This is a genomic window from Metabacillus idriensis (assembly GCF_050483325.1).
Lineage (GTDB): Bacteria > Bacillota > Bacilli > Bacillales > Bacillaceae > Bacillus_P > Bacillus_P idriensis_A.
The window spans coordinates 1-25,638 of sequence record NZ_JBCMYF010000035.1 but is presented as its reverse complement, the minus strand read 5'-3'; the positions used below and the strand labels follow the sequence as shown (position 1 = coordinate 25,638).

Here is a 25,638-nt window from a genome sequence, read left to right as displayed (position 1 = left end):
GCGAAAAGAGCAAAAAAATTAAACCGAACTTTTCACGATTGCTGCTTTTAAGCAGTCTTTTTTTTAGTGCAATCAAATCGATTGACAAAAAATAAAATATTCGATATCATTATCTCGAATTGAAGATATTCAATTTAAAGATTCATAATTTATTGTTTTAATTTTATGATTTAAAACAATAATAAAATGTTTCTAATTTTAAACAAGGAAAGGTGAACTGACAAAATGGCAAAAGTTTTATACATCACTGCACACCCGCACGATGATACTGCATCATTCAGTATGGCAGCAGGAAAAGCATTCTTGGATACTTATAAGGAAGTAAATTCAAATGACGAGGTCGTTCATATCGATCTTTATAAAGAGAATATCCCTCATATCGATGCAGACGTATTCAGCGGCTGGGGAAAACTTCAGACTGGCAAAGGTTTTGAAGAGCTGTCTGCAGAAGAAAAAGCTAAGGTAGGACGTCTATCTGAACTTAGCGAACAATTTGTTTCAGCTGACAAATATGTTTTTGTAACACCTCTTTGGAATTTCTCATTCCCTCCAGTTATGAAAGCATATCTTGACTCTGTAGCTGTAGCAGGCAAAACGTTTAAATACACAGAGCAAGGACCTGTCGGCTTATTAACAGATAAAAAAGCTCTTCACATTCAGGCACGCGGCGGCATCTATTCTACTGGCCCGGCAGCTGAAATGGAAATGGGACACCGTTACCTTGGTGTAATGATGAACTTCTTCGGCGTTCCATCATTCGATGGTTTATTCATTGAAGGTCATGCGGCAATGCCCGACAAAGCTCAGGAAATCAAAGAAGATGGAATTTCCCGCGCTAAAGATTTGGCTCATACGTTTTAATGGATTAAGATCTCCTGATTAAGGGGATCTTTTTTTATTTTAGGCTGTTTTTGCATGATTGTTGTTTTTGATCATCCTCTATATATTTGGTTATTGTGCAGAAAAGTAGAATCAAATGCAGCTATGATTCCACAATTTTGTTTTTTTTGCAATGAAATATGGAATCAACCGAATGCTATGATTCCACCAGTTAGGTTTTTGCAACGGAGAGAGGAATCAACCGAATGCTATGATTCCACCATTTTGGTTTCTGCACTGAAAAGTGGAATCAACCGCACGCTATGTGAACAAAATTCCAGAATGGCAGCTGTAAAATGGAATCAACCAATTCCCTCTAATCTTCATAAAAAGTCTAGATCCTTCCGCTGCAGTACTTATGTTTATAATCCCCTATCAGAAAGTTTTTCCATCAAAATCATCCCAGGTGGACTTTTTTATATTAGAATAAAGTACTAGTATAAACAAAAAAGGAGACAGGTATCATCTATGAACGGAACATCACACATGGCAATAGGAGCCGGAACAGGATTTATTATCGCCAATATAGCAGGAGCCGACTTTCAGACAACGTTGCTGTTATCAGGTCTTGGCGGTTTGACGGCGTTAATGCCTGATTTTGATATTGACGGTAAATTGAGCAATAAAATTACGTTTTCTCATCAATTTTTCCGCACGGTTGCACAGATTGCCGGTATTTTGATGATCATGTACAGCTTTTTTCAAGGAAGAGGCAATGAAATTTGGATAGGCATGGGGACTGGAACGGGAATGATTGTCCTCTCAGCTTTTATCAGGCAAAGGCATATGCTGACGATGACTGGCATCGGTGTTGCAGCAGGAGGATTTTCCCTTCAGGAAATCTGGATCATTCTTCTTGGATCATTCATTGTTGTTGCATCTTTCGTTCCTCATCGAAGCTACACTCACTCACTTGCGGGGCTCGCTTTTTTCGCCGTGATCGCATTTCAATTTGAACAGGCAACCGGAGTCAATCACTCATTTATTGTCAGTACAGCGGGATACGCAAGCCATTTGATAGCTGATATGAAAATTCTCCCGTTTAACAGGAGGGGGGTTAAATACTTCCTGCCTATTTCTTCAAAAGAATTTTAAGAGCAAGATTTTTACGAAACGTTTCTCCAAATGAGGACGTTTTTTATTTTAATAAATGGTATAATTCAGAATATTGTAATGATTTACAAGGAGGAGAAATCATGGATTCCGTCATCGATTATTATACAGGTTTTGCTGAAAGAGAATGGAGCCGTCTGGACCGTGAACCGCTTGAATTCATAATCAATTACCATTACATAAAACAGTCCCTTCCTGAAAAAGCACACATTCTGGATAATGGTGCTGGCCCTGGTAAATATTCAATGGCGCTTGCTGCAGAAGGATACGAAATTACGCTGTCTGATCTGACTCCAAAGCTTGTTTCCCTCGCAGAAAAGAAAGCTAGGGAGCTTGGTTTAACAGATCAGTTTCATGGTTTTCACAATCTGGATGCAGGGGATCTTTCCCACTTTCAAGATGAAATGTTTGACGCTGCGCTGATGATGGGACCGCTTTATCATTTGCAGAAAGATGATGATCGGATAAAGGCAGTTCAGGAATTATACAGAGTGACAAAGAAAGGCGGCATCGTATTTGCTGCTTTCAGGTCACGGGTCCATCATATGTATGCATCCTTACAGTCCCCAGATCATTGGAAGCCGAATGATTCGATTGATTCAATCAAGTCTTTTTTAGTAAATGGGACGTTTGATCACCAGGAAAAAGGGCGTTTTACAGGCGCTTATTTTTATCGTGTGGAGGAAATTTCTCCATTCATGGAGGCTAACGGATTTCAAACGGATGCATTAATTGGATCAACTGCTATTGGTGCAGCCCTGAACGTGGACTCCTGGAACTTGTGGAAGGGAAAAGGGGACCAGGAGTTCGAAAAGCTTATTGAGCTATTAATTGAAACAGCAAAAGACCCGTCCTTACTTGGTATTTCTTCGCATTTGCTTTATATAGGAAAAAAAGAATAAGTCAAACTGCTAGGAAGCAAAAGCAGTCAGTAAGACCGCAATTCCGTTAAATAGTCCATGTATAATCATTGCGGGTATCACAGAATTTGTTTTTTCATAGGTACATGCAAAGATCACTCCTGATAAAAAATTGACCGGCAGCGTGTTGTAGGTTGGAATATGCGCCAGGGTGAAAAGAAAGCTGCTGATCATAATGCCTTGGAAAATACCCAATCTGTTTCTCAGAAAGCGATACATAAATCCCCGGTAAAAAAGTTCTTCATAGATGGGAGAGACCACACTTGCCGACAGCAGGCCAATCAGCAATGTGAGTGGAGAAATGCTTTGCTTGATACTTTCAGTTTTTGCATTTTCATAGGTGCCTCCTATTAATGACATGAAAACCATTATGAGAGTGCTTGAAAGAATCAGTGCTAATGTCCACAGAAGAATTTGTTTCCAGTATCCTCTTTCAAAAGGTACAAGGCCAATCTCTTTAAAAGAGAGAGCATGAGGCTTTAAGGAAATATAATACAGACTTAAGATAAATAAAATAGACATAAAAAATCCAATTAACGTACCAGAATAGAAAGTGTCCTTAAAAAATACTTCAAATAGATTGTAGAGATGTGTTTCAATGAGCAAAGGAACAGCAGCGAAAGCAATGAACAGTAAAATGAAGAAATCTTTCATTTCCCAAGAATCCTTCTGTTTGATAAAAGAAATATTTTGCATGTAAATCCCCCATTTCTGATGATAACTTGATCATAAAAGATGACGCTGCGTCACCTGCAAGAACTTTTTTAAATAGGAGGCATGAAAGTGGAATCCTTTACAACCGGTCAGCTTTCCAAGATGCTGAATATTAGTGTCCGCACCCTGAGGTATTACGATCAAATCGGCTTGATCGAGCCGAGTATGAGGGACCATAGCGGAAGGAGGCTGTATACGGAAGCAGATTTATTGCTTCTTGAAAAAGCAGTCCTTTTGAAATCCATAGCGCTGCCGCTGGATCAAATCAAAATCTTGCTGACAGAACTGAATACAGCAGAAATTGTTTTAAAGCATAAACATCACTTAGAAGCACAGCTTGAAGAACTATCAGATCAGCTTAAAAAAACAACTGGATTGCTTACAATCAGTGAGGTGGAAGACGGTTTAAGCTGGGAGCGTGTTCTGCCGCTTGCCAGGAGTGCACATGAACAGACTTGTCATTGGAAAGACTCTTTTAATGATGAGCAAATAGAAGCGATGTCTTTCCTGCCTAAAGCTGAGCAGGAGGATGACATAACGAAACAATGGATTTCCATACTGAAGAGGACACGGCTTCTTCTGCATAAAGAAATCAGCCCTGATTCTGAAGAAGGACATCTGCTGGCACAAGATATCACTAGGCTGTCAGATTTAACGTTTCGCGGAGACGCCGAACTGATGGAGAAATTTTGGGATGTACGAAAGCAAGATCCTGATGGGAAGACCGGTTTGTATCCAGTCGAAGAAGAAGTCCTCCATTATATAGATATACTTTTAGAAAAAAATAAAAAAGGTGACATGAGTCACCTTTAATTTTTGATTTAGTCAGGCTGAATAATAATTTCATCATGATCGACACTGCTGATGCCGTCTGTAAAAATGAGCCGTGTAATGAATTTGTAGGATACGCCGTGTTCAGATGGCTGAAGGGAGGATGGAAGCTTAAAAGAAAAGCCCATCACTTTCTTTTCCTGTGCCGTAATCACAGCTGATGAATAAATGGTGTTCGTATGAATCACTTTTTCCCGGTCATCATTTGAAGTAGTCAGCACCAGATCTGATTCCACACGCTTTAATCGCTGTTCGGCTACTCCGCCGTTAATGATGTATTCACCTTTGATCATGTCGCCGCTGCAGTATGTATCACCCTTTAAAACAAGATCAATTTTTGCCGAACCGACTCCAAATTTGCATAAAACCTTACCAAACAACAAGAAAATGCCCACCTTTCAGCTAGTGAAAAAACCATTTATTATTAATTATTATACGAGTTGTGCAATCAAAAAGTTTCAGGAATCAGAAGAACCATTCATACATTCTATAATATGATGGGAAAAAGGCAAAAAATCAAGTAAAATAGCAATATACGCTAGGGTAAAGGGGTTTAGGCAATGAGCACGAAAACGTTAAAACATCACCTGCTGCCGCGTTCTGCTGCTGTATTCGAACGGATGAAAGAGGATAAAGCCGCTGCAGATAAGGTAAAAGAGCTGATATATAAAGTTCAAAAAGAGACGAAGCACATTGCATTTACCGGTCATTTTTCTGCCGGAAAATCAACAATGATTAATACGATCCTTGAAGAATCCATTCTGCCTACAAGTCCAATCCCGACCAGTGCTAACGTGGTGCTGCTCCAAAAAGGGGACAAGTCAGTCATTTTGCATGACAGCAGCGGGAATTTGCTGAAACTGAACGGAGAATATTCCATTCAGCAAGTAAAAGACTACTGCAAGCAGGGCGAAGAAATTTTGAAAGTGGAGATCAGCGATTTGTATCAGGCTCTTCCTGAAAACGTGGTGATTATGGATACACCCGGGATTGATTCAACAGATGCCGCTCATCGTATGGCAACAGAATCAACGCTGCACCTTGCAGATCTGATCTTTTATGTGACAGATTATAATCACGTGCAATCTGAAGAGAATGTTGCATTTATAAGCGAAATGATACATAAAGGCAAAAATGTCTGCTTGATTGTGAATCAAATCGATAAACACAGGGAAGATGAAGTTCCATTTACATATTTCAAATCACAAATTGAAATGACATTCGGGGGAGCAGGGCTTTCTAAGAACCAAATTTTCTATACATCATTAGTGGACATTGAAAACACTCATAATCAGCTTCAGACAGTAAAAAAGCTTATTCGGGATACAATCGCCGAAAATCACCTTGTTATCCAGAATGCCCAGTTCACTTTGAAATCATTAGTGGAAGAATTTTTGAAGTGGAAAGAGGATGATCTTGAGATTAAAGACATCCGGGCAGATGATTTAATTGTGCAGTTAGAATCGGTTCAAGTAAATAAAGAGGCATCAGCTTCAGCGCTGCAAAGCCTCCTTGATACAGTAAACAGCGCTGTTTTTGAAATGAAGGAGCAGCTTCAGTATATTCTTAAAAATGCGAATCTGATTCCATTTGAGACAAGATCAATGGCGGAGCGGTTTATTGAAGCTTCACAGCCCGGATTTAAGGTGGGGCTTCTCTTTTCTAAAGCTAAAACGCTAGAAGAGAAGCGAAAGCGTGAATCTGAGCTCTTTGAAGAAATAACAGAGCGCTTGCAGTCCCAAATTACGTGGCATTTATCTGAGCTTCTAAAGAAAAAAAGTGCTGAATATGAGATCCATGATCCCGTTATCTTAAATAATATTCAATCATTCGATGTGAACATTCAGCCGGAGCTGCTGCAGGAATCTATCCATAAAGGTGCAACAGTCAATTCTCAATATACGCTGACCTTCTCGAACGATTTAAGCGAGGCTGTCAAGAAAGAGTGCAAACAGCAGGTTCTGCCGCTAATTGAAGAAATTGAGCGCCATCTGAAAAATCAAAGTGCAGATCAAATTAAAATGCTTGAAACACAGGTTGACGAAGCGAAAAAACAGCTTGAAGAATTGAATGAAACGTATCACAGCCTGATTTCATTTGAACAAGTGAAAAATGATTTAATGGAACTTACCTTTCAGCAAAGTTTTCCAGACATCAATTTTGCAGAGTGGATGCAACAGCACCCTGAAAAAGAACCAGCAGAGGGGATGATTGAGGTCCGCCATCCTGCGTCAGCCGTGAGCGATGAAGTCACAAATGATGAAAAGCATGAATATAAATTGCAGCCAGATCAAGATTTCTTTTCACATCAGATTGCGCGTGCTTCAGAAGCCATGCGGGATATTCCCGGCTTTCAAATGCTGTCGTCATCTCTTTTAGAAAAGGCTAATTCGCTTCAAAACAAATCATTTACGGTTGCTTTATTTGGGGCATTCAGTGCAGGCAAGTCTTCGTTTGCCAATGCACTTCTCGGGGAAAAGCTTTTGCCTTCGTCCCCAACGCCCACTACAGCTACAATCAACAAAATTGTACCAGTAACAGCTGAAAAGCCGCACGGTTATATTGAAGTGAAATTTAAATCAGAAGATGCATTTTTAAAGGAAATCGCCGATTTATTTTCGATTGAAGCAGAATCGCTTAAATCAGCTCTTTCTATACTCGAAAAGCTGGAAGGAGGGAATGAGAGACTGAAATCCCTTCTTCCGCTTTACACTCATGCTCTTAAAAACTTCGCATCAATCAGCGGAACGGTAAGAGGAGTTGACAGAGAGGAATACAAAGAGTTTGTTGCCAATGAAGAAAAAGCATGTATGGTTGAAGAGGTCATCATCTATTTTGACAGCCCGCTTAGCCGAAATGGGATTACGATTGTTGATACACCAGGGGCGGACTCGTTTAACTCGCGTCATACAGAAGTAGCCTTTGATTATATTAAAAATGCAGATGCGATTTTGTTTGTCACTTATTATAATCATCCTTTTTCAAAAGGCGACCGTGAATTTCTGAAGCAGCTTGGACGCGTGAAAGATACATTTGCGATGGATAAGATGTTCTTTGTCATCAATGCCATTGATCTTGCCGAAAACAGGGAAGAAATTGAGATGGTAAAAGAGTATATAACAGGGCAGCTGCTGACACATGAGATTCGCCGTCCGCGTCTTTACGGCATTTCAAGTCTGATGGAGCTTGAGCATGCAGCAGATCCTGCACTTTCTGAATTCGCAGAGTTCCAAGATGATTTTATGCACTTTATCAACAACGATTTATCCGCTTCGATGATCATGTCTGCAAGGATAGAATTGTCTATTGCACAGCAGCAGCTGCAGTCGATTATAGAAGCTGCAAATGACGATCAGGAAAAGAAGAAGAAAGAACTTGAAAGACTTTCATCTGAACGTGCTGAGATTGGATCTATGCTCCGCGCAGATGAACACGAGCTTGAGCAAAAACAGGTTCTTCAGGAAATAAAAGAACAGCTTTTTTATGTGAAACAGCGAACGATGCTGAGATTTCCTGACTTATTTAAAGAAGCTTTTCATCCAGGCGCTTTTGCAGGGACATCAAAGCAGACAAAAGAAATCCTTGAAAACTGCCTGCAGGATCTGCTGGTTTCTCTGCAATTTCATGTCCTGCAAGAGCTGCAGGCAACAACCCTCAGGCTTGAAAAATACAGCCGCAGCCTGCTTGCGGATGTGTTTAAGCGCCATTCCAAGGAGATGGCACTGATTAATAACCAGCTTCGGACATCGCTGCCGGAAATCACTAAGTTCCAAACGCCGAAGCTGCACGCCGGGTTAAAAGACATACTTAATGGTGATATTCGCCAGCCGCTGAAGAGATTTAAAAATACTAAATCTTTTTTTGAAAAAAATGAGAAAAAATGGATGAGTGACGAGCTGCAAAGGAAACTTGATCAGCCGGTCTCAGATATACTCGAAGCTCATGAACATCAATTCGGAGATTATTACCGCGAGCAGTTCATATACGAATGCAGAATGCTGACTGATAACCTGGCCAAGCAGGCAGAGAATTATTATGAAGCGCTGCTGTCTGCTTACACAAATGAGGATTTGACCCTTCATCAATTTGGTAATCAAACTCTGAAGCAAATTATGATGGAGCTTGACAGCAATGAATAGCAAAAAATATCAGGTTTGTGCAGCTTGCACTCATTTTCAAAGCTTCCGCAGCGAAGGGAAAATGAGTTACCGCTGCAAAAGGCTTGGCTTTGAAACAAAACCGGATTATTCTTTTAACTGCTGGACACCGGCTGAAGCCGTTTTGAACCTGATGAAAAAAAGAGGAGACTTGCCCAATGACAAACGTACATGAAGAAATTTCAGCTCACAGTAAAAAACAGCACGCGATTGTTTCCAAATTCTTATCGTTAGAAGAAAGAAGAGAAGCGTTGATTGAGCAGGCCGTACAGCAATGCAGATCATCACAGTCCTTCTCTGTTACTGGCATTAATGCAGTTACAGCTGAAATCAATGAGCTTGCTAAACAGGGGATTATCCCGACTAGAAAACCTGTCACAGAAGGTATGGTTCAAGAGTACGTTCAGCGAAAATATGCTGGCAATAACCAATAACTTCTGCGAGTAATCATACCCGCTTAACGGAAATCCTAAGAGCAGCACAACTGAAAAGAGGTGTTACAAATGGGCAGAACGAAAAGCGGAAATGCAAATGCACAGCGCAACAACAATGAAAAAAAGAAAAATGGCTTTAATGAAGAATTCGCTTCTTATGCAGAAACAGAAGTGAAAAAAATGAACAGCAAAAAGAAAAAGGATTCAAATTAGATAGACTAGAGGCCTTCACAAATGTGGAGGTCTTTTTCATGTTTTTCCCTTTCAGCCTGCAGACCTTATTATGGTATGATAGAAGTACTTGATTTTTTTAGATAGGAGACAAGATAATAGATGAATAATAAACAGCATTTATTAATAGTAGATGGCATGGCGCTTCTTTTTAGAGCCTTTTATGCAACATCTGTATACGGCAATTTTATGATTAACAGCAAAGGAGTTCCAACAAATGCAGTGAACGGCTTTTTAAAGCATTTACTTGCATCGGTTAAACATTTTAACCCGAGCCATGTGATTTGCTGCTGGGATATGGGAAGCAAAACGTACCGTTCAGAATTGTTTGATCACTATAAAGCAAACCGTCCGGAAGCACCGGTTGAAATGCTTCCGCAATTTGACTTAGCCAAAGAAGTAGTTGAAGCTTTAAACATCCCGAATATTGGACTTGCAGGCTATGAGGCAGATGATTGCATCGGTACTCTTGCGAAACTGTACGGAGGTGAGATGAATGTCTCCATCCTGACAGGTGACCGTGATCTGCTGCAGTTATTAACGGAGGATGTTCAGGTTGTTCTTATGCAAAAGGGAATTGGCCAGTATAAAGTCTATACACACGATTTTTTCACTGAAGAAACAGGTATTCTTCCTGCACATTTAATCGATGTTAAAGGATTGATGGGAGACAGCAGCGATAATTATCCTGGCGTAAAGGGCATTGGTGAAAAAACCGCCTATAAATTGATTGCGAAATACAAGTCCATTGAAGGCCTGCTCAGCTGCCTGGAAGAGCTGACTAAAGCGCAGCGCTCTAAGATTGAACAAGATCTTGAAATGCTTCATTTGTCACGAAAACTTGCTGAAATTACGTGCGATGTGCCAGTTGAGTGTCCGCTTGATAAAGCTATTTTAAATGTTGAACATCACCGGGCTGTTCAGATGATTGAAGAACTGGAACTCAGGGGACTGCACACATTTTTATCAGATGCCCTGGCAGTAAGAGAGGCAATGTGACCTCTCTTTTTTGATTAATTGCTCTAATTCCTTTATGATTCTAATTATAAGATTGGAGTGGCGGTCATGAAGAACGCATTGATTATCGGAGCAACTGGCTTGATCGGGACAGAATTGCTCAGCCTCCTGCTTGCATCTAAGCAGTACACAGAAGTGAAGACGATTACAAGAAAACCTTTAATACATGAAAATCCCAAACAAAAAAATACCGTAATTTCCGATTTTGATCATTTAGCTGATTACGGCAGTGAATTTGCCGCAGATGAATTATTTATCTGTTTAGGCACCACGATGAAGCAGGCGAAATCAAAGGAAGCATTTTATAAAGTCGATTTTGAATATGCAGTGGAAGCTGCCCGGCTGGCAAAACAGCATGGGGTAAAAAAGGTCCTTGCTGTATCAGCCATCGGAGCAGATTGCGATTCAATGTTTTACTATAATCGTGTAAAAGGACAAATGGAGGATGCTTTAAGGAATTTGGGGCTTCCCTCGGTTATATTGTTCAGGCCGTCTCTATTGCTCGGTGACAGAGAAGACTTGCGTTATGGTGAGAAGATGGGTGAATGGCTGGCTAAATGGTTTGGATTCGTTTTTATCGGAAAATTAAAAATAATGAAGCCGATTCATGCAAAAACAGTGGCTAAAGCGATGGTAAAAGAAGCTCAAAATAAAGATCCGCTCGTTATCACGTTTCAATCAGATGAAATTCAAGAAATTGGCTATTACTGATCAGTATAGAAATTTTTTTAGCCATCAGCTAAAATTAGGATGGATGAAACTTTACACCTAAGGCGGGGTCTGCTTGCTACATACGAAACAGTCGGTTACAGATTATTTGCTGCATTTAAAAGAAAAAGGATTTCAGCTGAAGGAAGATGCTCTTGGCTTTATCGAGTTCGGCAAACATTATACAGGTGCTGAAGATGAGCTTGTCATTGCTGCTATAGAGCTGACATTAAAAGCACAGAAGGAATTTGACGGCTCCTTTTTTGTCTCTCTTTTAGAAAGACTGACAAAAGAAAAGGCAAAAAACCGCAGACAGGCCATTCTTGTGGCGCAGAAATTGAATTTGATTTGATTTGGAGGAAGCGCCTTGGTCTCTCCAATTGAAAGATTTCCGGAGCCGTTCTGAGGGCGCCTCTGCTTTCAATTTTCGCACTGCCTTTTAGAATAAGAAAAAATCTCGGGGCTCCCGAGATTTTTTATGTGGAAAGAGATTCTTTTGTTTTATCATGATTCCATTCCGCTGTAAGCATGGCTGCCAGAATAAGCAGACATCCGGTCATTCCATACACGGTCAGCCGCTCACCTATAAAAAGAAAAGCGGTTAAAGCAGCGAATACAGGCTCTGACGAATAGATGATTGCAACCCTTGAGGCTGTTGTGTATTGCTGAAGCTTTGTTTGGACGAAAAAAGCGAAAGCAGTTGCAAATAGTGCAGTAATAATAAGCGCAAACAGAACTTCAAATGTAAACATGCTGCTGAAATTCTTTTTTACGTTTGAAGCCTCAAATATTCCTGATGATAAAAAACTCAAGAAAGAGACCGTCACAAGCTGAGCAATTGTCAGCATCCAGGCATCATGACTGCCTGAAAACTTTCCTGTAAAGATAATATGAAAGGCGAACGCGCCAGCACAGAAGAAAACAAGCAAATCCCCAATATTAAAAGAGGAAAAATCACTCAGGGTTAAAAGATATAAACCCGCAGTTCCAAGTGCTGCTGCAAAATAAACTGTTTTTCTAGCCCGTTCCCTAAGCAGAAAGCTTGACAAAAGAGGAACGATCATCACACTTAAACCGGTAATAAATCCGGCTTTTGAAGAAGTTGTATATAATAGCCCAACAGTCTGAAAGGCATATCCTAAAAATAAAAAGATGCCAAGCGATATTCCCGCAAACAATGTTTCTTTTGAAAGACGAAAGCGGGTCATTCTTAAACTTATCATTGTGAGAATACCTGCAGCCGCCAAAAAACGGACGCCATTAAAAAAATGCGGAGGCATAAATTGAATGGCTTTTTGAACAATAACAAAGGTAGAACCCCATATAAGAGCCACCAGCAAGAGACTTAGATCAGCAGCGGAAGATTTTTTCAGCTTCATCTATCATTTCCCTCGTTCATCCGGATGGCGGATCTTGATAACTGGTCCGCTACGCTGTTTTGTTTACTAGGAATCCATTTTATAAAAAATAGCTCAAATTGATTGATTAAGCTTAAAACTTTCTCAAGAAGCGGGACATACGCTGGATTTTTCACATATTCTTTTTCAACTGCCCGTTCTACAAGCTGAGAATCCGTTCTGACTGAAATACTTGTAAAACCTTTCTCCAGACAAATTTCCAGACTTTTTATTAATGCATGGTATTCCGCTTCATGATTCGTCATGATGCCAAGAGGAACGGAATACTGTTCGCCTTTGCCGTGGCCTTTAATGAAAATACCGGCTCCTGAAGGCCCAGGATCACCGGCACTGGCACCGTCTATATATACTTCGATCATCCAGTCTTCAACTCCTTACTCTATACTCTTACTCATGGGGCTTCATTTTTTTAGCTAAATAGGCGAAAGGGGTATCAATAATCGCCACTGCAAACTTAATCAAATAGGTCGTAATAAAAATTTGGATCCAGACTGAAAATGGATAGACGAAAAGAAACGCGATAGAAGTAAAAATAAGTGTGTCAATCAATTGACTGATCATCGTGCTGCCATTATTCCGAACCCAAAGCAATCGGTCAGACGGAAATTTCTTTCTGATATAAGAATAAATCGCTACATCTGCATATTGACTGATGATAAATGCAGCAAGACTTCCTAGCGCGATCCGGGGAATAAGGCCGAAAATCGTTTGTAGTGCACCTTGTGCAAAATCAGTTTCGTCAGGCTTGAACAAAAGAACACCCTGCATGATGACAGTTAATGAGATTAACGTTGCAAATCCGAGCCATACTGCTTTTTTGGCTTCTTTCTCTCCATATTTTTCATTTAATATGTCGGTTACTAAGAAAGCTGTCCCATACATGATATTCCCCATCGTTGCGGTCAAACCGAAGATTTCTATGGTTTTGACAACCTGCAGATTGGCAACAACCGTTGAAAAGCCGATCCAGACAAACAAACCGCTTTTTCCGAACAGTTTATAAAATAAAAGAACAATGATAAAATTGATTAATGCAAAACCAAGCCACATCATTTCATTTGGCATACAATCTGTCTCCTTGCTTATATGTTTAGTAAGGCTGCTTTAGTATAGGCTGCTTTAGTGTCAGCAAGCGGCCGGGCTAATTATCGAATATGATTATAGCACAGTGAATACATTTGATGGTATGAGCAAAACTACTGCATATAGAGCTCAACCGATTTAGGGAGTGGAACAGGTGAAATATCTAATTAAATGGATGTACAGCAGCCCGAAAAAAAAGAACATGCCATTCACATCTGAAGATGAAACAGATCTTGACTCAGCCATTTCGATTGGTGAGGATCTCGAGAAAACAGGCAGGGTGAAATCATTGGAATTCTTTGATTCACGCGGGACACCATGGTCGCTTAAAGAATTAAAGAAATTAAAATTGGAAGTCGTGCATGAGCCTTCAGATGTTGAAGCTTATTTTGACGGCAACTACAACAAACAAACGAGAGAAGCAGGTCTCGGCGCTGTCATCTACTACACACTGAATGAGAAACGGACAAGAATGAGGTTCAGTGCAAAAGCAGAAGAGGCATCATCAAACAATGAAGCAGAATACATGGCTGTCTACTTTCTGGTGCAAAAGCTTGAAGAGCTCGGTGTGCGTTATCAGGATGTAACATTTAAAGGAGATTCGCAAGTTGTGCTCAAGCAGCTTTCAGGCGAGTGGCCCGTTTATGAAGAGTCGTACACCGGCTGGCTTGATAGAATTGAAGCAGCTCTGAAAAAAATGAAAGTGCGCCCAATCTGCATGCCAATAGCACGAAAAGAGAATGAAGAAGCTGATAAGCTTGCAGGTCAAGGGTTAAAAGGAATAACTATTGCGAGTGAATGGAAGCTTGACAGTGATTGATGGAGATGAATGAATTGGAGAAAAAACAAGTTGTTTGTGAGATTGATCAGCTCCTGGACACTTATTGCACAGATTGTTTGCTGAAAAAACATTTTCGCAAGGAATATGGGAAAAAGTATGCACATTCTTTCTGTATTGAAGAATGTACAGTCGGTCAAAAAATTAAAGAATACGGCAAGAAGTTAATATGAAAATCCGCTGACTATTTGATTCAGCGGATTTTTTAATAGATAAAAAAGGATAAGATTTTGCGCTAGGCTCCTCAGCCAGAACAAAATCCCCCAAAAAGGCGGAAACCGGACTTTTTGGGGGATTTCTTATCTGTCATGCCTGCGCTAAACGGGCGCTTCCGCTTTTTAAAATTTCAGTAATTATATGTTTTGTGCTTCGATGTCTAGCTCCACCGCCCAACTCCTCGGCCAGAACGGCTCCGCCAGTAAAGGCAAAAAGCGCCTTTACTGGCGGAGCCTTATCTGTCTGTCGGAGCTAAACGGGCGCTTCCGCTTTTCTTATTGCTTAGCCTCGTTCAGCTGGTGTTCACATTGCAGCAGAAGTTCATTCTGATTGCTGAGAAAGGTTTGATCGACTCCAGTATCTCCAGCATTCTGATAAATTGCTTTTGCATCCCGCAGTGCGTTTTCCGCGTTTTGAATAGCCTCAGGATCCATGCTCATCGTTGCAGATCCAGTCATTTTTTGTGCTGCTTCTACAGCCATTTCCAATTGTTTAAGATTATTAAAGCCGCTGATAAGGCCAGTATGATTTATCTGATCCATGTTCGTCACCTCCACTTACTTATCGTTCGACATCTTTCTTAAAATATACATCGAAAAAATGAGTCTAAAGAAACAAAATGAATTTTCAGAATAAATAAACATTCGTTAAAAAGAAGGGTTTTTGTTCCTTATAACAGAAATATGCAGAATAGGATTTAAAATTGAATCTTTTAGACTAGTCGGATGGAGCAGAAGGGAGGAATGAGTATTTGATGAGAACCAAGGTAAGTATTAATGAAGATGTCAAAAATGCATTTCATGAAATATATGGAGATTTAGATATGCTGCTGTTTATGGCGAAGAATGGCAATGTTTTTAATCAATTTGAAGTAAACAGAATCGAAAAAAAACTGAAACAGAATATTAAGGCAGTGGAATACTTAATGATCAGCCAGGATTTCACGAAAGAAAGAGGCTGAGATAGCTCAGCCTCTTTCTTGCATCGTATATGATCAAAATAATGTACGTTTGTAATTATAATTTCACAACGTTAGCTGCTTGTGGTCCACGGTTGCCTTCAACGATTTCAAAAGAAACTTCCTGGCCTTCTTCTAAAGACTTGTAGCCGTCTCCTTCGATAGCTGAGAAATGTACAAATACATCGTCTCCGCCTTCAACTTCGATAAAACCGAAACCTTTTTCGTTGTTGAACCATTTTACTTTACCGTTTTGCATAGTACTTTATCCTCCTAATACTGTAGCACAAGGTGTTGCTACCTGGAAATATTTATCATGGAGCAAATATGTATGCGCAAACATTGTTTGATACAACAATATCTCACTAACTATTAGCTAAATGATGATTTTAATATACACTATTGAAAAATTGTCGTCAAGTTACCTATAGCTTTTTATTGAAATTTCAGATATTTTAAATATAGGGTGGAATAACTTGTAAAGGGATGTGGAAAATGTGTATAAAACAAGCATTGGAGATAAGCAGGTTATTTTTAAAAAAGACCGTAAAATGAGTGATGAGCATTTTCTGCTTGCTTGTCAAAGACTTGAGGCACTCGAGTCTTTGCTCGATATCGAGCGTGAACGGCTCATACTGATAAAAGACCCGCTCCAGAATACCATTATCATTGAAAAAAAGAGCACAGAAACTTGTACAATTTATCTTCACAGCTACATTATGCAAGAAGAAATTATCAAACTTGCATAACTTCCAAAAAAACAGTTTTCTTTTAAACGAAAACGATTATAATATTGTTTGTTAACAATTTGAGAGGGGAAGCAAACAATGGTACAAAAATCATTTGAAATTACAAGTGAATCTGGAATCCACGCACGTCCGGCGACGTCATTAGTCAATGCAGTCAATTCATTCACAGCTGATGTAAACTTAGAAGCAAACGGCCGGAAAGTAAACTTGAAATCAATCATGGGCGTCATGTCTCTTGGCATTTCCAAAGGAACAACAATCGTCGTTTCAGCAGAAGGCAGCGATGCGAAAGATGCGATTGAAGCTGTAGAACGTGTTATCCTGGCAGAACAACTAGGCGCATAAGACTTGCAGAAAATCTCCTTAATAAGGGAGATTTTTTTTATTGTCTGAGGGAATGATAAAACCGAATGGAGGCGGTAAAATGACACGGAAAAACGATAAAACCTCATATCTCGGCAGTGAAGAAACTTCGAGGGCGAACGAGAAAATCAATGAAGCCTTTTATGATAACGGCGACAAGATGCAAGTACCTCTTTATATGAATAATGAAACAGCTGCCATTACGATTGACAGAGGCAGAAATGAAAAAGAATTTGATAGAGAAGATTAAAAATTGCAGGCGCTGTCTGCAGTTTTTTCTTTCGGAGAAAGCAAAAATAGTATCTGTCTCTCTCTAAAAGAAAAAACCAGCTGCTATAAGCAGCCGGCTGCATTTACTTTTCCGAAGTTTTTGATTTTTGATCTTTGTTCCGTTTATTTCCTTTGCTGTTATCTCCAGAAATGATTTCCTGGCCGAATTCTTCCTGAAAATGTCCTTTTCTGGGGGAATTGCCGTTTTCGCTGCCGCCTTTGTTAACTTTCTTTGTCATGTTGATTTCCTCCTAAAATGGTGGTAATGAATCAAGATTGTTTGCTTTATTGTGATCCGGGTTGCTCCGAATATACATCTCTCCGTCATTACCTTTAAAGGTATTTACACCTTCTATAGCGCCTTTGTCGATTTCCATCAGTGCTTCAGGGTAGGAGAGGGTTCTTCCTGCTGATGTTTTAAATGAGACGAGATCTCCGTCTCCGTTTTTTTGTCATATAGGAAATTATAAAAGGAAATAGGGTGTGGATAATGAAATAAGGTTATCACCGTCCAGCTCCAGCGCCTAGATCCTCGGTCAGAACGAATCCGCCAAAAAAGTCAAACCCGGACTTTTCTGTCGGATTCTTATCTGCCTGTCGGATCTGACCAAGGCGCTTGCGCTTTTGTTCTGCTGCCACAAAAGATTCTTTTTCCATCGTCAGCACCCCTTTCTTTTTTAGTGTTCATTCTTGCCGCTCAATTATTCCTCAGAAAAGGATTTTCGCCGCTTTTTCTAGAAATAGTAGACGATGAATAAAGATGGAGCTGATTGGAATTGAAGAATACATTTAATTGGGAAAAGGAAGCTGAAAAGAAGTGGGATGAGCGTGCCGCGTTTTGGAATAAAGGGAGCAAGGAGATGTGGGATTCAGGAAGCAGGAGCTCTATTGTTCCTTTTTTTGCGAAATATGTAAAACCAACAGCAGAAGTAATTGACATTGGCTGCGGAGACGGATACGGTTCTTTCCTTTTGATGAAAGAGGGCTTGAAGGTGACGGGAGTAGACCTGTCACCTGAGATGATTAAGCTCGCAAAAAAGCATGAAGAAGAAGGGAAGCTTTCATTTATTCAGGCGAATATGATGGAGCTCCCATTTAAGGATGAAACAGCGGATGCGCTGCTTACGATCAATTGCATAGAGTGGACAGAGAATCCATTAGCGGCATTAATCGAATTAAAGCGCGTTGTCAAAAAGAATGGCTTCTTATGCATTGCGATTTTAGGCCCAACTGCGCACCCGCGGACGAACAGCTATGACAGACTTTACGGAAAACCTGTCATTTGCAATACAATGATGCCCTGGGAATTTGAAAAACTGGCGCTTGAAAACGGGTGGGAACTGGCAGGAAGTCAAGGCGTTTACAAACGGGGCGTGACAAAAGAAATGATTGAAGTACTGTCACCGGAATTAAAACAGTCCCTTTCATTTCTATGGCTGTTCATGCTTAAAAAGAAAGAAGGAGAGATCAAATGAACCGATATTCCATTGAAGAGTTTGTTGAAAAGACTGAGCAGCAGGATAAAGGGCAAGGCTTATTTGAACTTGAGACAGAGAGGCTGCTTGAGATCAATCTGAATGGGCAGATTTGGGCGAAGTCAGGGGCGATGGTATCTTACAGGGGACAAATTAAATATGAAAGGGAAGGCATCCTTGAACATGGAATCGGCAAGCTGTTCAAAAAAGCATTTACAGGGGAAGGCACGTCACTAATGAAGGCAACCGGCAATGGAAAGCTGTATTTAGCCGATCAAGGGAAAAAGATTTCGATTTTGAACCTGAATGGTGATGAATTATATGTAAATGGAAATGATTTGCTGGCATTTGAACCGTCTATTTCGTGGGATATTAAAATGATGAGAAAAATTGCAGGTATGCTCTCAGGCGGATTATTTAATGTCAAGCTTCAAGGAAGAGGGCTTATTGCCATAACTTCTCATTACGAGCCATTAACTCTGATTGTAAAACCGGGTGATCCAGTATTTACAGATCCGAATGCAACGGTTGCATGGTCCGGCAGTTTAACTCCGGAATTTGTAACAGATATTTCTTTGAAAACGATACTTGGGCGCGGAAGCGGAGAGTCTATTCAAATGAAATTTGCAGGAGAGGGCTTTGTTGTCGTCCAGCCGTTTGAAGAAGTGTATTTCAGAGACACGACAAGCTGACGGGAGAAATGCTTTGTTCATTCTTTTCTCCTGTCCTAAAAAATCATGGAAGCTATGGTATAATAGGGATATGATGAAAGGAAGTGCCGAATGAAGAGCAATGCCAGCAAGTTTCAAAACGGTGAATCTGTCCAAATTGTGAAAACAGGGGAAAGCGTCACTATCATGCAGTCAAAATATATAAAAAATATGCACCGTTACTCTTACATTCTAAAGGAATACCCATCAACCTTTTATTTCGAAGAAGAATTAAACAAGGATCAATAAAAAAAGGATGACTATTAACGCAATCTGCGTTCATTAGGTCATCCTTTGTTTTTTATATCTTTAATAATGGTATCAAAAATACTCTATTAATAAACGGGTGATAATTGCTTTGCAGCCTATACCTGTTTTTATTTGTATAGAACCTAATACTTATGCTTCCAATTGGTTCTTACTGGCGTTCTCATGAGATATCAGCTTGCTTTGCAATTGATTTGCCTGATGGAACCACCCCGTACATGATCCAAGAATCAGCCCGTTTTTAGTCATTTGACAGACTGCCATATAAGGATAATGGTTTTTCGCGCGAAATCTCACATCAAAAAATCGAATTTCATATCCAGAAGGGATTGGAAGAACAACAGAATGAACATGCTTGGAATTCTTTAAAAAGTGGCCAACATTTACATCCTTTTTTGCTTTATCTATGACATAGGCATCCTGATCTGACTTATCGAAAGTATGAATCCATTTAAGATCTTTATTGCGCAGTTCTCCTACATCAAAAGATGAGTCTGTTTCTGAAACGATATGCCAGACAGACCAGCGGATAGTCGGAATGATTGTGACTGGGTTATTTTCGCCTAATTCCTTTTTAACCATGGACAATACTCTTCTGGAACTGAAAAATCGCTCTAAAAGATAGAGTGCAATTAATATATAAACCAAAAGGAAAATCAGTCCCGGATCACCTGTCAATCCCCACAAAGCAAATCCTAACAGATGTAAAAAGACGATCAGCGGGTCAAACAGCGGAATGAAATTCAATGAAAGCCATTTTTTCGTAAAGGGTCTCGCTGCCTGAGTGCCGTATGCGTTAAAAATATCAAACGTTACATGCAGCATTACAGCTAAAAAGATCCAGCCTGATAAATGAATCATTTCCAGGGCTGTGAGATTAATATAAATAAGAGAGATAATAGCAGTTAACAATCCCGTCCACACAAACCATGCAGGGATAGAATGCGACAGTCCGCGGTGATGCTCTGTATACATGCCATTTCCTTTAATCAGCCTGATTCCGTAATCAAAATCAGGTGCATTCGATCCAAGTACAGTTCCGATTAAAACGGCTGAAGCAAGCTCAGGCTGAGCAGCGACTGCAGGGTCTATAAAAGCAAGACCGGCAAGGCCAAAACCCATCGTAATATGTGTGCTTGTATCCATTCAGTCGACCTCCAGGAATCTATTCCCCTTCATCCTGAAAGCCTCAAGCTCATTTACTGAGCTTTTATATATTTTTTCTCTTTAAAGACTGCTGCCTCTTTTACGATATCTTCCATAATCGCAAGAGAAGAATGAGGATGGTGCAGCCGTTTTATATTCCGCTTCATTCTGCGCAGCTTTTTGTCATCTTGAAGCAGAGCACTGACAGCATCGTATACTTCTTCAGATCGGTTTACGACAAGTGCCGCTTCATTTTCCTGAAAGAAAAGCGCATTTTCTTTTTCCTGCCCAGGGACAGGTTTATAAAGAATGACGGGCACACCGACTGCCGCTGCTTCGCTCAGGGTGATTCCTCCTGGTTTTGTCACCATGCAGGATGCGATCCTGAACAATTCATCAACTCGTTCGACATATCCCAGAAGTTTTAAGTTCTCCTTGTTCTTACCGGTTATGCTCTCAAGACTTTCTTTTAATGCAGTGTTGTTTCCGCAGACAACAACGGTCTGCAGGTTATTATCTGCTATAAACGATTCGCACAGCTCTTTGACGTTTTTCAATACACCGTGCGCACCGGCCATGACCAGCAGTGTTTTTTTGGCTGGATCTAAATTGTATTTTCTATAAATGGCATCTTCATTTAAATTCTCTTCAAACTGAGAGCGGATTGGAATGCCTGTTACCTTAACAGCTGCAGGATGAATGCCAAGGCTCATGACTTTTTCTTTTACCCGTTTGCTCGCGACATAATATTTGTCTATGTTTTTATGTACCCATATTTTATGAAGGCAGAAATCTGTTAGAACATTGAAGGTCGGGATGATATTTCCCGTGCGCCTGCGGTATTCAGGCACGACAATGATCGGAAACGTGTTAATGATGATGTCAGGCTGCTCTTTTTCGATCAGCTCGTGCAGTCTTTTGTTGCCAAGCTTAAAATAAAGAGTAAGCAGCTTCTTGTTGTAAATTTTATCTACACCGTAGTAAAACATGCGGTAAAATTGCTTTCCGATTGTAAAGCTTTTTAAGTAGAGGTACTGAGTGATCTCAGTAAATACAGGATTGGATTCTGCATATAGATCCGACACCACCACTTCCTCTATTCCCAAATCCCTGCATTGCTTTACAAGTGTTTTTGAGACTTGAACATGTCCATTCCCGTACTTTGCAGTTAAGATCAGCACTTTTGGTTTTTTTAACAACGCATTCACCTCAAATATAATCTGAAAAACAATAAACATGATTAACTACGTTCAGCGTATCATATGAATATTTAAGAAATATAAAGATTACATAAAATTTAAATTAAATTCTGCTTAATTTTAACAAAATAATCCAATTGATGTAACCTTTATTTCATGTTCATTCCCATTCGTAAGGTGTTTCCTGGTAGACACAATAATTCAGCCAGTTGGCAAATAGGAGGTGGGCATGGGATTTCCATTTCTGTACAGGCTTTCCCGCCGGATCATTTTCAGGAAAATAAGAAAGCGGGACGGCTGTATTCATCCCTTTAGCCAGGTCGCGTTCATATTCTTCTTTAAGCGTCAGCAAATCGTATTCGGGATGGCCAGTAAGAAAAACTTGCTTCGCGTCTTTTGAAGAGACTAAACAAACGCCGGCTTCAGCAGATTCACTGATAATCTCAAGTGCTTCCACCGCTTCAATATCTTGTCTCTTTATATCCGTATGCCGGGAATGCGGCACATAGTATTGATCATCAAAGCCTCTGACAATTTTTACAGAACTATTACAAATATCATGCTTGAAAACACCGAAGCATTTTTCATTCAGACTATATTTATTTACGCCGTAATGATAATAAAGTCCTGCTTGAGCACCCCAGCAAATATGCAGAGTGGAAGTGACATTCTGGTTTGTCCATTCAAAAATCTCTTTAAGTTCTTCCCAATAGGACACTTCTTCAAATGCCAGATGCTCAATCGGTGCACCTGTGATAATCATTCCGTCAAATTTTTTATGGCGGATTTTATTAAACGTCGTGTAAAACTGCTGAAGATGCTGCTGCTTTTCCGTTTTTGAAACGTGCGTTTCCGGTCGCAAAAAGGTAATGTTCAGCTGCAGCGGCGAGTTTCCGAGAAGGCGCAATAATTGCACCTCTGTTTTTTGTTTTTCGGGCATAATATTTAAAATCACGATATTTAAAGGCCTGATGTCCTGCTGATAGGCTCTGGCATCATCCATGATAAAGATATTTTCTTTTTCAAGAATTTCTTTTGCGGGAAGGTCAGCTGGAATATTAATAGGCATGAAAGAACCTCAACTTTCTTTATCATTCTGAGTTTTCTCTATTATAGAAAGTTTAGAATAATAATTCAATTTGCTTTTGTGTTACAATTGTGCGAGAAATCTATATATAAATGCAGAAAGTAGGGCGCTGTGTGTTAAAAATAAAACATAAATCAGACATCGAAATCGCTCAAGAAGCACCAATCAAGCCGATCCGGGAGATTATTGGCGGTCTTGATATTTTAGAAGATGAAATTGAATATTACGGAAAATACAAAGCTAAAATCTCTTTAGAATTTTTAAATCGGGTGAAAACAAAACCTGAGGGAAAAGTCATTTTAGTGACAGCAATTAATCCCACTCCTGCAGGAGAAGGGAAATCAACTGTAACGGTTGGACTTGGCCAGGCACTTAATCTGCTGAAGAAAAAAGCTGTCATAGCGATGAGAGAACCGTCACTCGGTCCAACAATGGGCATTAAAGGCGGTGCTGCCGGGGGAGGGTACTCGCAAGTCATTCCTATGGAAGAGATCAACCTGCATTTTACAGGTGACATACATGCAATCACGACAGCTAATAACGCACTTGCAGCACTGATTGACAATCATATTCATCAGGGGAACGAATGCCAGATTGACCCTCGGAGAATCACCTGGAAAAGGGTCCTGGATTTAAATGACCGTGCCCTTAGAAATGTGGTCATTGGCCTTGGCGGACCGGCTAATGGAACACCGAGGGAAGATCATTTCGACATAACCGTAGCCTCAGAAATTATGGCCATCCTTTGTCTTGCTTCTGACCTTGATGATTTAAATAAAAGGCTTTCTAAGATCGTTGTTGGCTTTTCATATGCGCGAGAACCAGTAACAGTCGGTGATTTAGGGTACGAAGGAGCTTTGACTCTCTTATTGAAAGACGCCCTGAAACCTAATCTAGTTCAAACGCTTGAGCACGCGCCTGCGATTATTCATGGCGGGCCATTTGCAAACATTGCCCATGGGTGCAATAGCCTTCTGGGCACAAAAATGGCTGCAAAGCTCGGTGACTATGTTGTGACGGAAGCGGGATTCGGAGCAGATCTTGGTGCCGAGAAATTTCTGCATATTAAAACACGTGCTGGAGATTTTTCACCTGCGGCGGTCGTCATAGTCGCAACCGTAAGAGCACTGAAAATGCATGGAGGAGTACCGAAAGACAAGCTTGGCATCTCAAATAAAGATGCAATGCTCGCAGGTGCTGAAAATCTTGCGAAGCATATAGAATCGATTGAATGCTTTGGACTTCCTTATGTTGTAGCGGTAAATCGTTTTGTGACAGATTCACAGGAAGAAACGGATGCTCTTATGAATTGGTGCAGGGAGCATTCTCATCCTGCAGCTCTGACAGAGGTGTGGGAAAAAGGCGGGGCAGGCGGAATAGAGCTAGCAGAAAAAGTACTTGAAACAATCGAAAAGACAGAAAACCGCTTTGATTACTTGTATGATTTAAAAGACAGCATAAAGGATAAAATTGAAAAAGTTGCCAAATTTGTTTATGGAGCTAATGGCGTTGATTTTTCTTCAAAAGCACTGAAGCAAGTAACAGAATTTGAACAGTATGGATGGTCAAATTTGCCGATCTGCATGGCAAAAACACAATACTCTCTTTCAGATCAGCCTGAACTTCTTGGACGGCCGAAGGATTTTACGCTGACAATCAGGGAACTGAAGCCATCAATTGGCGCGGGATTCCTTGTTTGTTTAACAGGCGATATTATGACAATGCCCGGTCTGCCGAAAAAACCGGCTGCGCAATCGATGAGTGTAGATGAGAACGGCAAGGCAAGAGGACTGTTTTGATGTTTGATCCGACTGCATTTGATAACTTAAAGGTCGTCCTTGAAGGGGCGATTTACGATGCTGATCTTGGCGGCGCCATTAACGTGATAGACCGGAAAGATTTAGTGGACCTTGCAGCCATGTCAAGATGCTATCAAAATACGTTTCAATTAAAAGAAGGAAAAAAAGCGGCTTCTGCTGAATTTCATCTAATGATGAGTGTATCGCAATTATCAGGAGAACTCTTAAAGACCGCTGTGGTTCCCGGGTGTGAAGTGAAGGTAATCTTCCATGCCTGTACACCTGAAAATGAGACGTATATTCAATCAATCATTGAAGAAGTCTGGGGCGTTCACCAATCTGTCATTCACAGAATTTCATACGGCGACCCGTTTGAGGTCTATCATCATACTTTTGAAGTGGTATTCAACCGGCTTATCGGGGAAGAACAGATTGATGACTTAATCGCTATGGCTGATCATGCCATCGATACTCTTGAAAATATAGATAAAGGAGCAAAGTGATGAGTATTTATGACATAAAAGTGAAAAACATTAACGGCGAGGAACAATCTATGAGTTCCTATAAGGGAAAGGTTCTTGTAATTGTCAACACAGCAAGCAAATGCGGCTTCACTCCGCAATATAAAGGACTGCAGGAACTTTATGAACGCTATCAATCTGATGGTCTTGAAATTTTGGGCTTTCCGTGCAATCAGTTTATGAGCCAGGAGCCTGGTGCCGAAGAAGAAATCAAAAGCTTCTGTGAAATAAATTACGGAGTTACATTTCCGATGTTTGCAAAGGTTGATGTGAATGGCTCTGAGGCCCATCCGCTTTTTACACAATTAACAAGTGAGGCGCCTGGTTTATTAGGTTCAAAAGCTGTGAAGTGGAATTTCACGAAATTCCTAGTAGATCGAAACGGCAGAGCAGTTGAAAGGTTCTCGCCAAATACAGACCCTAAAGAATTGGAAGAGAGCATTCAGAAGCTTTTAAAAGAAGCTTAAGTCTGTATTCGCTCATTTCCCATCACTTAAAAGAAGAAGCCTGAGATATGAAGTGACCCCAAAAAGTT

Annotated in this window: 35 protein-coding genes and 1 pseudogene; 23 read left to right on the top strand and 13 right to left on the bottom strand. The window is 40.3% G+C overall.

The features are described 5' to 3' along the window. Positions 1-225 precede the first annotated feature (225 nt). The 3 genes from ABEQ24_RS20440 (at position 226) to ABEQ24_RS20430 (ending at position 2,894) form a co-directional block, all read left to right on the top strand. The gene (locus tag ABEQ24_RS20440; RefSeq protein WP_430008507.1) at positions 226-861 is read left to right on the top strand and encodes an FMN-dependent NADH-azoreductase; all 636 of its coding nucleotides are present in this window, start codon (positions 226-228) and stop codon (positions 859-861) included. Between the two features lie 486 nt (positions 862-1,347). After that, the gene (locus ABEQ24_RS20435) at positions 1,348-1,974 is read left to right on the top strand and encodes a metal-dependent hydrolase (protein ID WP_430008506.1); all 627 of its coding nucleotides are present in this window, start codon (positions 1,348-1,350) and stop codon (positions 1,972-1,974) included. A 101-nt stretch (positions 1,975-2,075) separates the two neighbouring features. After that, entirely contained in the window at positions 2,076-2,894 is an 819-nt protein-coding gene (locus ABEQ24_RS20430; protein ID WP_430008505.1) for a class I SAM-dependent methyltransferase, read from the top strand. 9 nt (positions 2,895-2,903) lie between these two features. On the opposite strand, the gene ABEQ24_RS20425 is transcribed toward ABEQ24_RS20430, so the two are convergent. After that, entirely contained in the window at positions 2,904-3,608 is a 705-nt protein-coding gene (locus ABEQ24_RS20425; RefSeq protein ID WP_430008504.1) for a CPBP family intramembrane glutamic endopeptidase, read from the bottom strand. A gap of 87 nt (positions 3,609-3,695) precedes the next feature. Between ABEQ24_RS20425 and ABEQ24_RS20420 the strand changes: the two genes are divergently transcribed. After that, complete coding sequence (locus ABEQ24_RS20420) at positions 3,696-4,439, top strand: MerR family transcriptional regulator (RefSeq protein WP_430008503.1); 744 nt, start codon at positions 3,696-3,698, stop codon at positions 4,437-4,439. A gap of 8 nt (positions 4,440-4,447) precedes the next feature. Here the strand turns inward: ABEQ24_RS20420 and ABEQ24_RS20415 are convergent, their stop codons facing one another. Continuing rightward, a complete protein-coding gene (locus ABEQ24_RS20415; protein ID WP_430008502.1) occupies positions 4,448-4,840 on the bottom strand; it encodes a sporulation protein in 393 nt (130 codons plus the stop codon). A 177-nt stretch (positions 4,841-5,017) separates the two neighbouring features. On the opposite strand from ABEQ24_RS20415, the gene ABEQ24_RS20410 reads away from it, so the two are divergent. From ABEQ24_RS20410 to ABEQ24_RS20380, 7 genes are all read left to right on the top strand, one after another. After that, entirely contained in the window at positions 5,018-8,596 is a 3,579-nt protein-coding gene (locus ABEQ24_RS20410) for a dynamin family protein (protein WP_430008501.1), read from the top strand. After that, the gene (locus ABEQ24_RS20405; RefSeq protein ID WP_430008500.1) at positions 8,589-8,789 is read left to right on the top strand and encodes a hypothetical protein; all 201 of its coding nucleotides are present in this window, start codon (positions 8,589-8,591) and stop codon (positions 8,787-8,789) included. The genes ABEQ24_RS20410 and ABEQ24_RS20405 overlap by 8 nt, the downstream gene beginning before the upstream one ends. Continuing rightward, complete coding sequence (locus ABEQ24_RS20400; RefSeq protein ID WP_430008499.1) at positions 8,773-9,048, top strand: DUF2533 family protein; 276 nt, start codon at positions 8,773-8,775, stop codon at positions 9,046-9,048. Before ABEQ24_RS20405 ends, ABEQ24_RS20400 begins: the two co-directional genes overlap by 17 nt. A gap of 69 nt (positions 9,049-9,117) precedes the next feature. Beyond that, entirely contained in the window at positions 9,118-9,261 is a 144-nt protein-coding gene (locus ABEQ24_RS20395; protein WP_165970872.1) for a hypothetical protein, read from the top strand. 120 nt (positions 9,262-9,381) lie between these two features. Then, positions 9,382-10,278 (top strand): 5'-3' exonuclease, encoded by an 897-nt coding sequence (locus ABEQ24_RS20390; RefSeq protein ID WP_430008498.1) that lies wholly within the window; start codon positions 9,382-9,384, stop codon positions 10,276-10,278. 66 nt (positions 10,279-10,344) lie between these two features. Continuing rightward, complete coding sequence (locus tag ABEQ24_RS20385; RefSeq protein WP_430008497.1) at positions 10,345-11,007, top strand: NAD(P)H-binding protein; 663 nt, start codon at positions 10,345-10,347, stop codon at positions 11,005-11,007. A 73-nt stretch (positions 11,008-11,080) separates the two neighbouring features. Beyond that, positions 11,081-11,356, top strand: a complete 276-nt coding sequence (locus ABEQ24_RS20380; RefSeq protein ID WP_430008496.1) for a DUF6123 family protein — start codon at positions 11,081-11,083, stop codon at positions 11,354-11,356. 124 nt (positions 11,357-11,480) lie between these two features. On the opposite strand, the gene ABEQ24_RS20375 is transcribed toward ABEQ24_RS20380, so the two are convergent. The 3 genes from ABEQ24_RS20375 to ABEQ24_RS20365 are packed head-to-tail and all read right to left on the bottom strand — an operon-like array spanning position 11,481 to position 13,487. Further along, on the bottom strand, positions 11,481-12,383 hold the full coding sequence (locus tag ABEQ24_RS20375; RefSeq protein WP_430008495.1) for a DMT family transporter: 903 nt from the start codon (positions 12,381-12,383) through the stop codon (positions 11,481-11,483). Then, entirely contained in the window at positions 12,380-12,781 is a 402-nt protein-coding gene (locus ABEQ24_RS20370; protein WP_430008494.1) for a reverse transcriptase-like protein, read from the bottom strand. The genes ABEQ24_RS20375 and ABEQ24_RS20370 overlap by 4 nt, the downstream gene beginning before the upstream one ends. Positions 12,782-12,809: 28 nt before the next feature. Continuing rightward, the gene (locus ABEQ24_RS20365) at positions 12,810-13,487 is read right to left on the bottom strand and encodes a queuosine precursor transporter (RefSeq protein ID WP_430008493.1); all 678 of its coding nucleotides are present in this window, start codon (positions 13,485-13,487) and stop codon (positions 12,810-12,812) included. Positions 13,488-13,659: 172 nt separating this feature from the next. Between ABEQ24_RS20365 and ABEQ24_RS20360 the strand changes: the two genes are divergently transcribed. Beyond that, positions 13,660-14,325 carry a reverse transcriptase-like protein gene (locus tag ABEQ24_RS20360; protein WP_430008492.1) on the top strand — a complete coding sequence of 222 codons (666 nt, stop codon included), beginning with the start codon at positions 13,660-13,662 and terminating at the stop codon, positions 14,323-14,325. Positions 14,326-14,330: 5 nt separating this feature from the next. Further along, a complete protein-coding gene (locus tag ABEQ24_RS20355; protein WP_375142571.1) occupies positions 14,331-14,516 on the top strand; it encodes a zinc-finger domain-containing protein in 186 nt (61 codons plus the stop codon). A 318-nt stretch (positions 14,517-14,834) separates the two neighbouring features. On the opposite strand, the gene ABEQ24_RS20350 is transcribed toward ABEQ24_RS20355, so the two are convergent. Beyond that, on the bottom strand, positions 14,835-15,101 hold the full coding sequence (locus tag ABEQ24_RS20350) for a DUF2564 family protein (RefSeq protein ID WP_430008491.1): 267 nt from the start codon (positions 15,099-15,101) through the stop codon (positions 14,835-14,837). A 209-nt stretch (positions 15,102-15,310) separates the two neighbouring features. On the opposite strand from ABEQ24_RS20350, the gene ABEQ24_RS20345 reads away from it, so the two are divergent. Continuing rightward, complete coding sequence (locus ABEQ24_RS20345) at positions 15,311-15,520, top strand: hypothetical protein (protein WP_430008490.1); 210 nt, start codon at positions 15,311-15,313, stop codon at positions 15,518-15,520. Positions 15,521-15,575: 55 nt separating this feature from the next. Here the strand turns inward: ABEQ24_RS20345 and cspD are convergent, their stop codons facing one another. Continuing rightward, positions 15,576-15,776, bottom strand: a complete 201-nt coding sequence (gene cspD / locus ABEQ24_RS20340) for a cold-shock protein CspD (RefSeq protein ID WP_029280415.1) — start codon at positions 15,774-15,776, stop codon at positions 15,576-15,578. 238 nt (positions 15,777-16,014) lie between these two features. On the opposite strand from cspD, the gene ABEQ24_RS20335 reads away from it, so the two are divergent. From ABEQ24_RS20335 to ABEQ24_RS20325, 3 genes are all read left to right on the top strand, one after another. Then, entirely contained in the window at positions 16,015-16,266 is a 252-nt protein-coding gene (locus ABEQ24_RS20335; protein WP_430008489.1) for a hypothetical protein, read from the top strand. A 78-nt stretch (positions 16,267-16,344) separates the two neighbouring features. After that, on the top strand, positions 16,345-16,611 hold the full coding sequence (locus tag ABEQ24_RS20330) for a phosphocarrier protein HPr (RefSeq protein WP_430008488.1): 267 nt from the start codon (positions 16,345-16,347) through the stop codon (positions 16,609-16,611). Positions 16,612-16,690: 79 nt separating this feature from the next. Continuing rightward, the gene (locus ABEQ24_RS20325) at positions 16,691-16,879 is read left to right on the top strand and encodes a hypothetical protein (protein WP_430008487.1); all 189 of its coding nucleotides are present in this window, start codon (positions 16,691-16,693) and stop codon (positions 16,877-16,879) included. A 103-nt stretch (positions 16,880-16,982) separates the two neighbouring features. On the opposite strand, the gene ABEQ24_RS20320 is transcribed toward ABEQ24_RS20325, so the two are convergent. The 3 genes and pseudogenes from ABEQ24_RS20320 to ABEQ24_RS20310 all read right to left on the bottom strand — a co-directional run bounded on the left by ABEQ24_RS20320 (position 16,983) and on the right by ABEQ24_RS20310 (position 17,556). Further along, positions 16,983-17,138 carry a hypothetical protein gene (locus ABEQ24_RS20320; RefSeq protein ID WP_430008486.1) on the bottom strand — a complete coding sequence of 52 codons (156 nt, stop codon included), beginning with the start codon at positions 17,136-17,138 and terminating at the stop codon, positions 16,983-16,985. 12 nt (positions 17,139-17,150) lie between these two features. Beyond that, a pseudogene (locus tag ABEQ24_RS20315) lies at positions 17,151-17,336 on the bottom strand (DUF3892 domain-containing protein); the annotation flags it as partial. 67 nt (positions 17,337-17,403) lie between these two features. Beyond that, positions 17,404-17,556: a hypothetical protein gene (locus tag ABEQ24_RS20310; protein WP_430008485.1), complete on the bottom strand. Its 153-nt coding sequence runs from the start codon at positions 17,554-17,556 to the stop codon at positions 17,404-17,406. 119 nt (positions 17,557-17,675) lie between these two features. On the opposite strand from ABEQ24_RS20310, the gene ABEQ24_RS20305 reads away from it, so the two are divergent. The 3 genes from ABEQ24_RS20305 (at position 17,676) to ABEQ24_RS20295 (ending at position 19,333) form a co-directional block, all read left to right on the top strand. Beyond that, on the top strand, positions 17,676-18,374 hold the full coding sequence (locus ABEQ24_RS20305) for a class I SAM-dependent methyltransferase (RefSeq protein ID WP_430008484.1): 699 nt from the start codon (positions 17,676-17,678) through the stop codon (positions 18,372-18,374). Next, positions 18,371-19,066, top strand: a complete 696-nt coding sequence (locus ABEQ24_RS20300) for an AIM24 family protein (protein WP_430008483.1) — start codon at positions 18,371-18,373, stop codon at positions 19,064-19,066. The genes ABEQ24_RS20305 and ABEQ24_RS20300 overlap by 4 nt, the downstream gene beginning before the upstream one ends. A gap of 90 nt (positions 19,067-19,156) precedes the next feature. Continuing rightward, positions 19,157-19,333, top strand: a complete 177-nt coding sequence (locus ABEQ24_RS20295) for a hypothetical protein (protein ID WP_165970874.1) — start codon at positions 19,157-19,159, stop codon at positions 19,331-19,333. 150 nt (positions 19,334-19,483) lie between these two features. Here the strand turns inward: ABEQ24_RS20295 and ABEQ24_RS20290 are convergent, their stop codons facing one another. The 3 genes from ABEQ24_RS20290 to metA all read right to left on the bottom strand — a co-directional run bounded on the left by ABEQ24_RS20290 (position 19,484) and on the right by metA (position 22,765). Continuing rightward, positions 19,484-20,497, bottom strand: coding sequence for a metal-dependent hydrolase (locus tag ABEQ24_RS20290; RefSeq protein ID WP_430008482.1), 1,014 nt, complete (start codon positions 20,495-20,497; stop codon positions 19,484-19,486). A 53-nt stretch (positions 20,498-20,550) separates the two neighbouring features. After that, complete coding sequence (locus ABEQ24_RS20285; protein WP_430008481.1) at positions 20,551-21,696, bottom strand: diglucosyl diacylglycerol synthase; 1,146 nt, start codon at positions 21,694-21,696, stop codon at positions 20,551-20,553. Between the two features lie 160 nt (positions 21,697-21,856). Beyond that, positions 21,857-22,765 (bottom strand): homoserine O-acetyltransferase MetA, encoded by a 909-nt coding sequence (gene metA, locus ABEQ24_RS20280; protein ID WP_430008480.1) that lies wholly within the window; start codon positions 22,763-22,765, stop codon positions 21,857-21,859. A 131-nt stretch (positions 22,766-22,896) separates the two neighbouring features. On the opposite strand from metA, the gene ABEQ24_RS20275 reads away from it, so the two are divergent. Genes ABEQ24_RS20275 through ABEQ24_RS20265 form a run of 3 tightly spaced genes read left to right on the top strand, consistent with a single transcriptional unit; the run spans position 22,897 to position 25,570 of the window. Beyond that, entirely contained in the window at positions 22,897-24,582 is a 1,686-nt protein-coding gene (locus ABEQ24_RS20275) for a formate--tetrahydrofolate ligase (protein ID WP_430008479.1), read from the top strand. After that, complete coding sequence (locus tag ABEQ24_RS20270; RefSeq protein ID WP_430008478.1) at positions 24,582-25,085, top strand: hypothetical protein; 504 nt, start codon at positions 24,582-24,584, stop codon at positions 25,083-25,085. The genes ABEQ24_RS20275 and ABEQ24_RS20270 overlap by 1 nt, the downstream gene beginning before the upstream one ends. After that, positions 25,085-25,570, top strand: a complete 486-nt coding sequence (locus tag ABEQ24_RS20265) for a glutathione peroxidase (protein ID WP_430008477.1) — start codon at positions 25,085-25,087, stop codon at positions 25,568-25,570. The genes ABEQ24_RS20270 and ABEQ24_RS20265 overlap by 1 nt, the downstream gene beginning before the upstream one ends. The last annotated feature ends 68 nt before the right edge of the window (positions 25,571-25,638 follow it).

What these genes read in the sequence shown, in the direction of transcription:
- ABEQ24_RS20290 (WP_430008482.1), bottom strand. Translation starts at nt 20,497, where the DNA reads ATGGATACAAGCACACATATTACGATGGGTTTTGGCCTTGCCGGTCTT.
- ABEQ24_RS20400 (WP_430008499.1), top strand. Translation starts at nt 8,773, where the DNA reads ATGACAAACGTACATGAAGAAATTTCAGCTCACAGTAAAAAACAGCAC.
- ABEQ24_RS20310 (WP_430008485.1), bottom strand. Translation starts at nt 17,556, where the DNA reads ATGGAAAAAGAATCTTTTGTGGCAGCAGAACAAAAGCGCAAGCGCCTT.
- ABEQ24_RS20430 (WP_430008505.1), top strand. Translation starts at nt 2,076, where the DNA reads ATGGATTCCGTCATCGATTATTATACAGGTTTTGCTGAAAGAGAATGG.
- ABEQ24_RS20390 (WP_430008498.1), top strand. Translation starts at nt 9,382, where the DNA reads ATGAATAATAAACAGCATTTATTAATAGTAGATGGCATGGCGCTTCTT.
- ABEQ24_RS20375 (WP_430008495.1), bottom strand. Translation starts at nt 12,383, where the DNA reads ATGAAGCTGAAAAAATCTTCCGCTGCTGATCTAAGTCTCTTGCTGGTG.
- cspD (WP_029280415.1), bottom strand. Translation starts at nt 15,776, where the DNA reads ATGCAAAACGGTAAAGTAAAATGGTTCAACAACGAAAAAGGTTTCGGT.
- ABEQ24_RS20300 (WP_430008483.1), top strand. Translation starts at nt 18,371, where the DNA reads ATGAACCGATATTCCATTGAAGAGTTTGTTGAAAAGACTGAGCAGCAG.
- ABEQ24_RS20410 (WP_430008501.1), top strand. Translation starts at nt 5,018, where the DNA reads ATGAGCACGAAAACGTTAAAACATCACCTGCTGCCGCGTTCTGCTGCT.
- ABEQ24_RS20320 (WP_430008486.1), bottom strand. Translation starts at nt 17,138, where the DNA reads ATGACAAAGAAAGTTAACAAAGGCGGCAGCGAAAACGGCAATTCCCCC.
- ABEQ24_RS20405 (WP_430008500.1), top strand. Translation starts at nt 8,589, where the DNA reads ATGAATAGCAAAAAATATCAGGTTTGTGCAGCTTGCACTCATTTTCAA.
- ABEQ24_RS20330 (WP_430008488.1), top strand. Translation starts at nt 16,345, where the DNA reads ATGGTACAAAAATCATTTGAAATTACAAGTGAATCTGGAATCCACGCA.
- ABEQ24_RS20325 (WP_430008487.1), top strand. Translation starts at nt 16,691, where the DNA reads ATGACACGGAAAAACGATAAAACCTCATATCTCGGCAGTGAAGAAACT.
- ABEQ24_RS20295 (WP_165970874.1), top strand. Translation starts at nt 19,157, where the DNA reads ATGAAGAGCAATGCCAGCAAGTTTCAAAACGGTGAATCTGTCCAAATT.
- ABEQ24_RS20370 (WP_430008494.1), bottom strand. Translation starts at nt 12,781, where the DNA reads ATGATCGAAGTATATATAGACGGTGCCAGTGCCGGTGATCCTGGGCCT.
- ABEQ24_RS20270 (WP_430008478.1), top strand. Translation starts at nt 24,582, where the DNA reads ATGTTTGATCCGACTGCATTTGATAACTTAAAGGTCGTCCTTGAAGGG.
- ABEQ24_RS20350 (WP_430008491.1), bottom strand. Translation starts at nt 15,101, where the DNA reads ATGGATCAGATAAATCATACTGGCCTTATCAGCGGCTTTAATAATCTT.
- ABEQ24_RS20395 (WP_165970872.1), top strand. Translation starts at nt 9,118, where the DNA reads ATGGGCAGAACGAAAAGCGGAAATGCAAATGCACAGCGCAACAACAAT.
- ABEQ24_RS20425 (WP_430008504.1), bottom strand. Translation starts at nt 3,608, where the DNA reads ATGCAAAATATTTCTTTTATCAAACAGAAGGATTCTTGGGAAATGAAA.
- ABEQ24_RS20365 (WP_430008493.1), bottom strand. Translation starts at nt 13,487, where the DNA reads ATGCCAAATGAAATGATGTGGCTTGGTTTTGCATTAATCAATTTTATC.
- ABEQ24_RS20435 (WP_430008506.1), top strand. Translation starts at nt 1,348, where the DNA reads ATGAACGGAACATCACACATGGCAATAGGAGCCGGAACAGGATTTATT.
- metA (WP_430008480.1), bottom strand. Translation starts at nt 22,765, where the DNA reads ATGCCTATTAATATTCCAGCTGACCTTCCCGCAAAAGAAATTCTTGAA.
- ABEQ24_RS20385 (WP_430008497.1), top strand. Translation starts at nt 10,345, where the DNA reads ATGAAGAACGCATTGATTATCGGAGCAACTGGCTTGATCGGGACAGAA.
- ABEQ24_RS20265 (WP_430008477.1), top strand. Translation starts at nt 25,085, where the DNA reads ATGAGTATTTATGACATAAAAGTGAAAAACATTAACGGCGAGGAACAA.
- ABEQ24_RS20355 (WP_375142571.1), top strand. Translation starts at nt 14,331, where the DNA reads ATGAATGAATTGGAGAAAAAACAAGTTGTTTGTGAGATTGATCAGCTC.
- ABEQ24_RS20440 (WP_430008507.1), top strand. Translation starts at nt 226, where the DNA reads ATGGCAAAAGTTTTATACATCACTGCACACCCGCACGATGATACTGCA.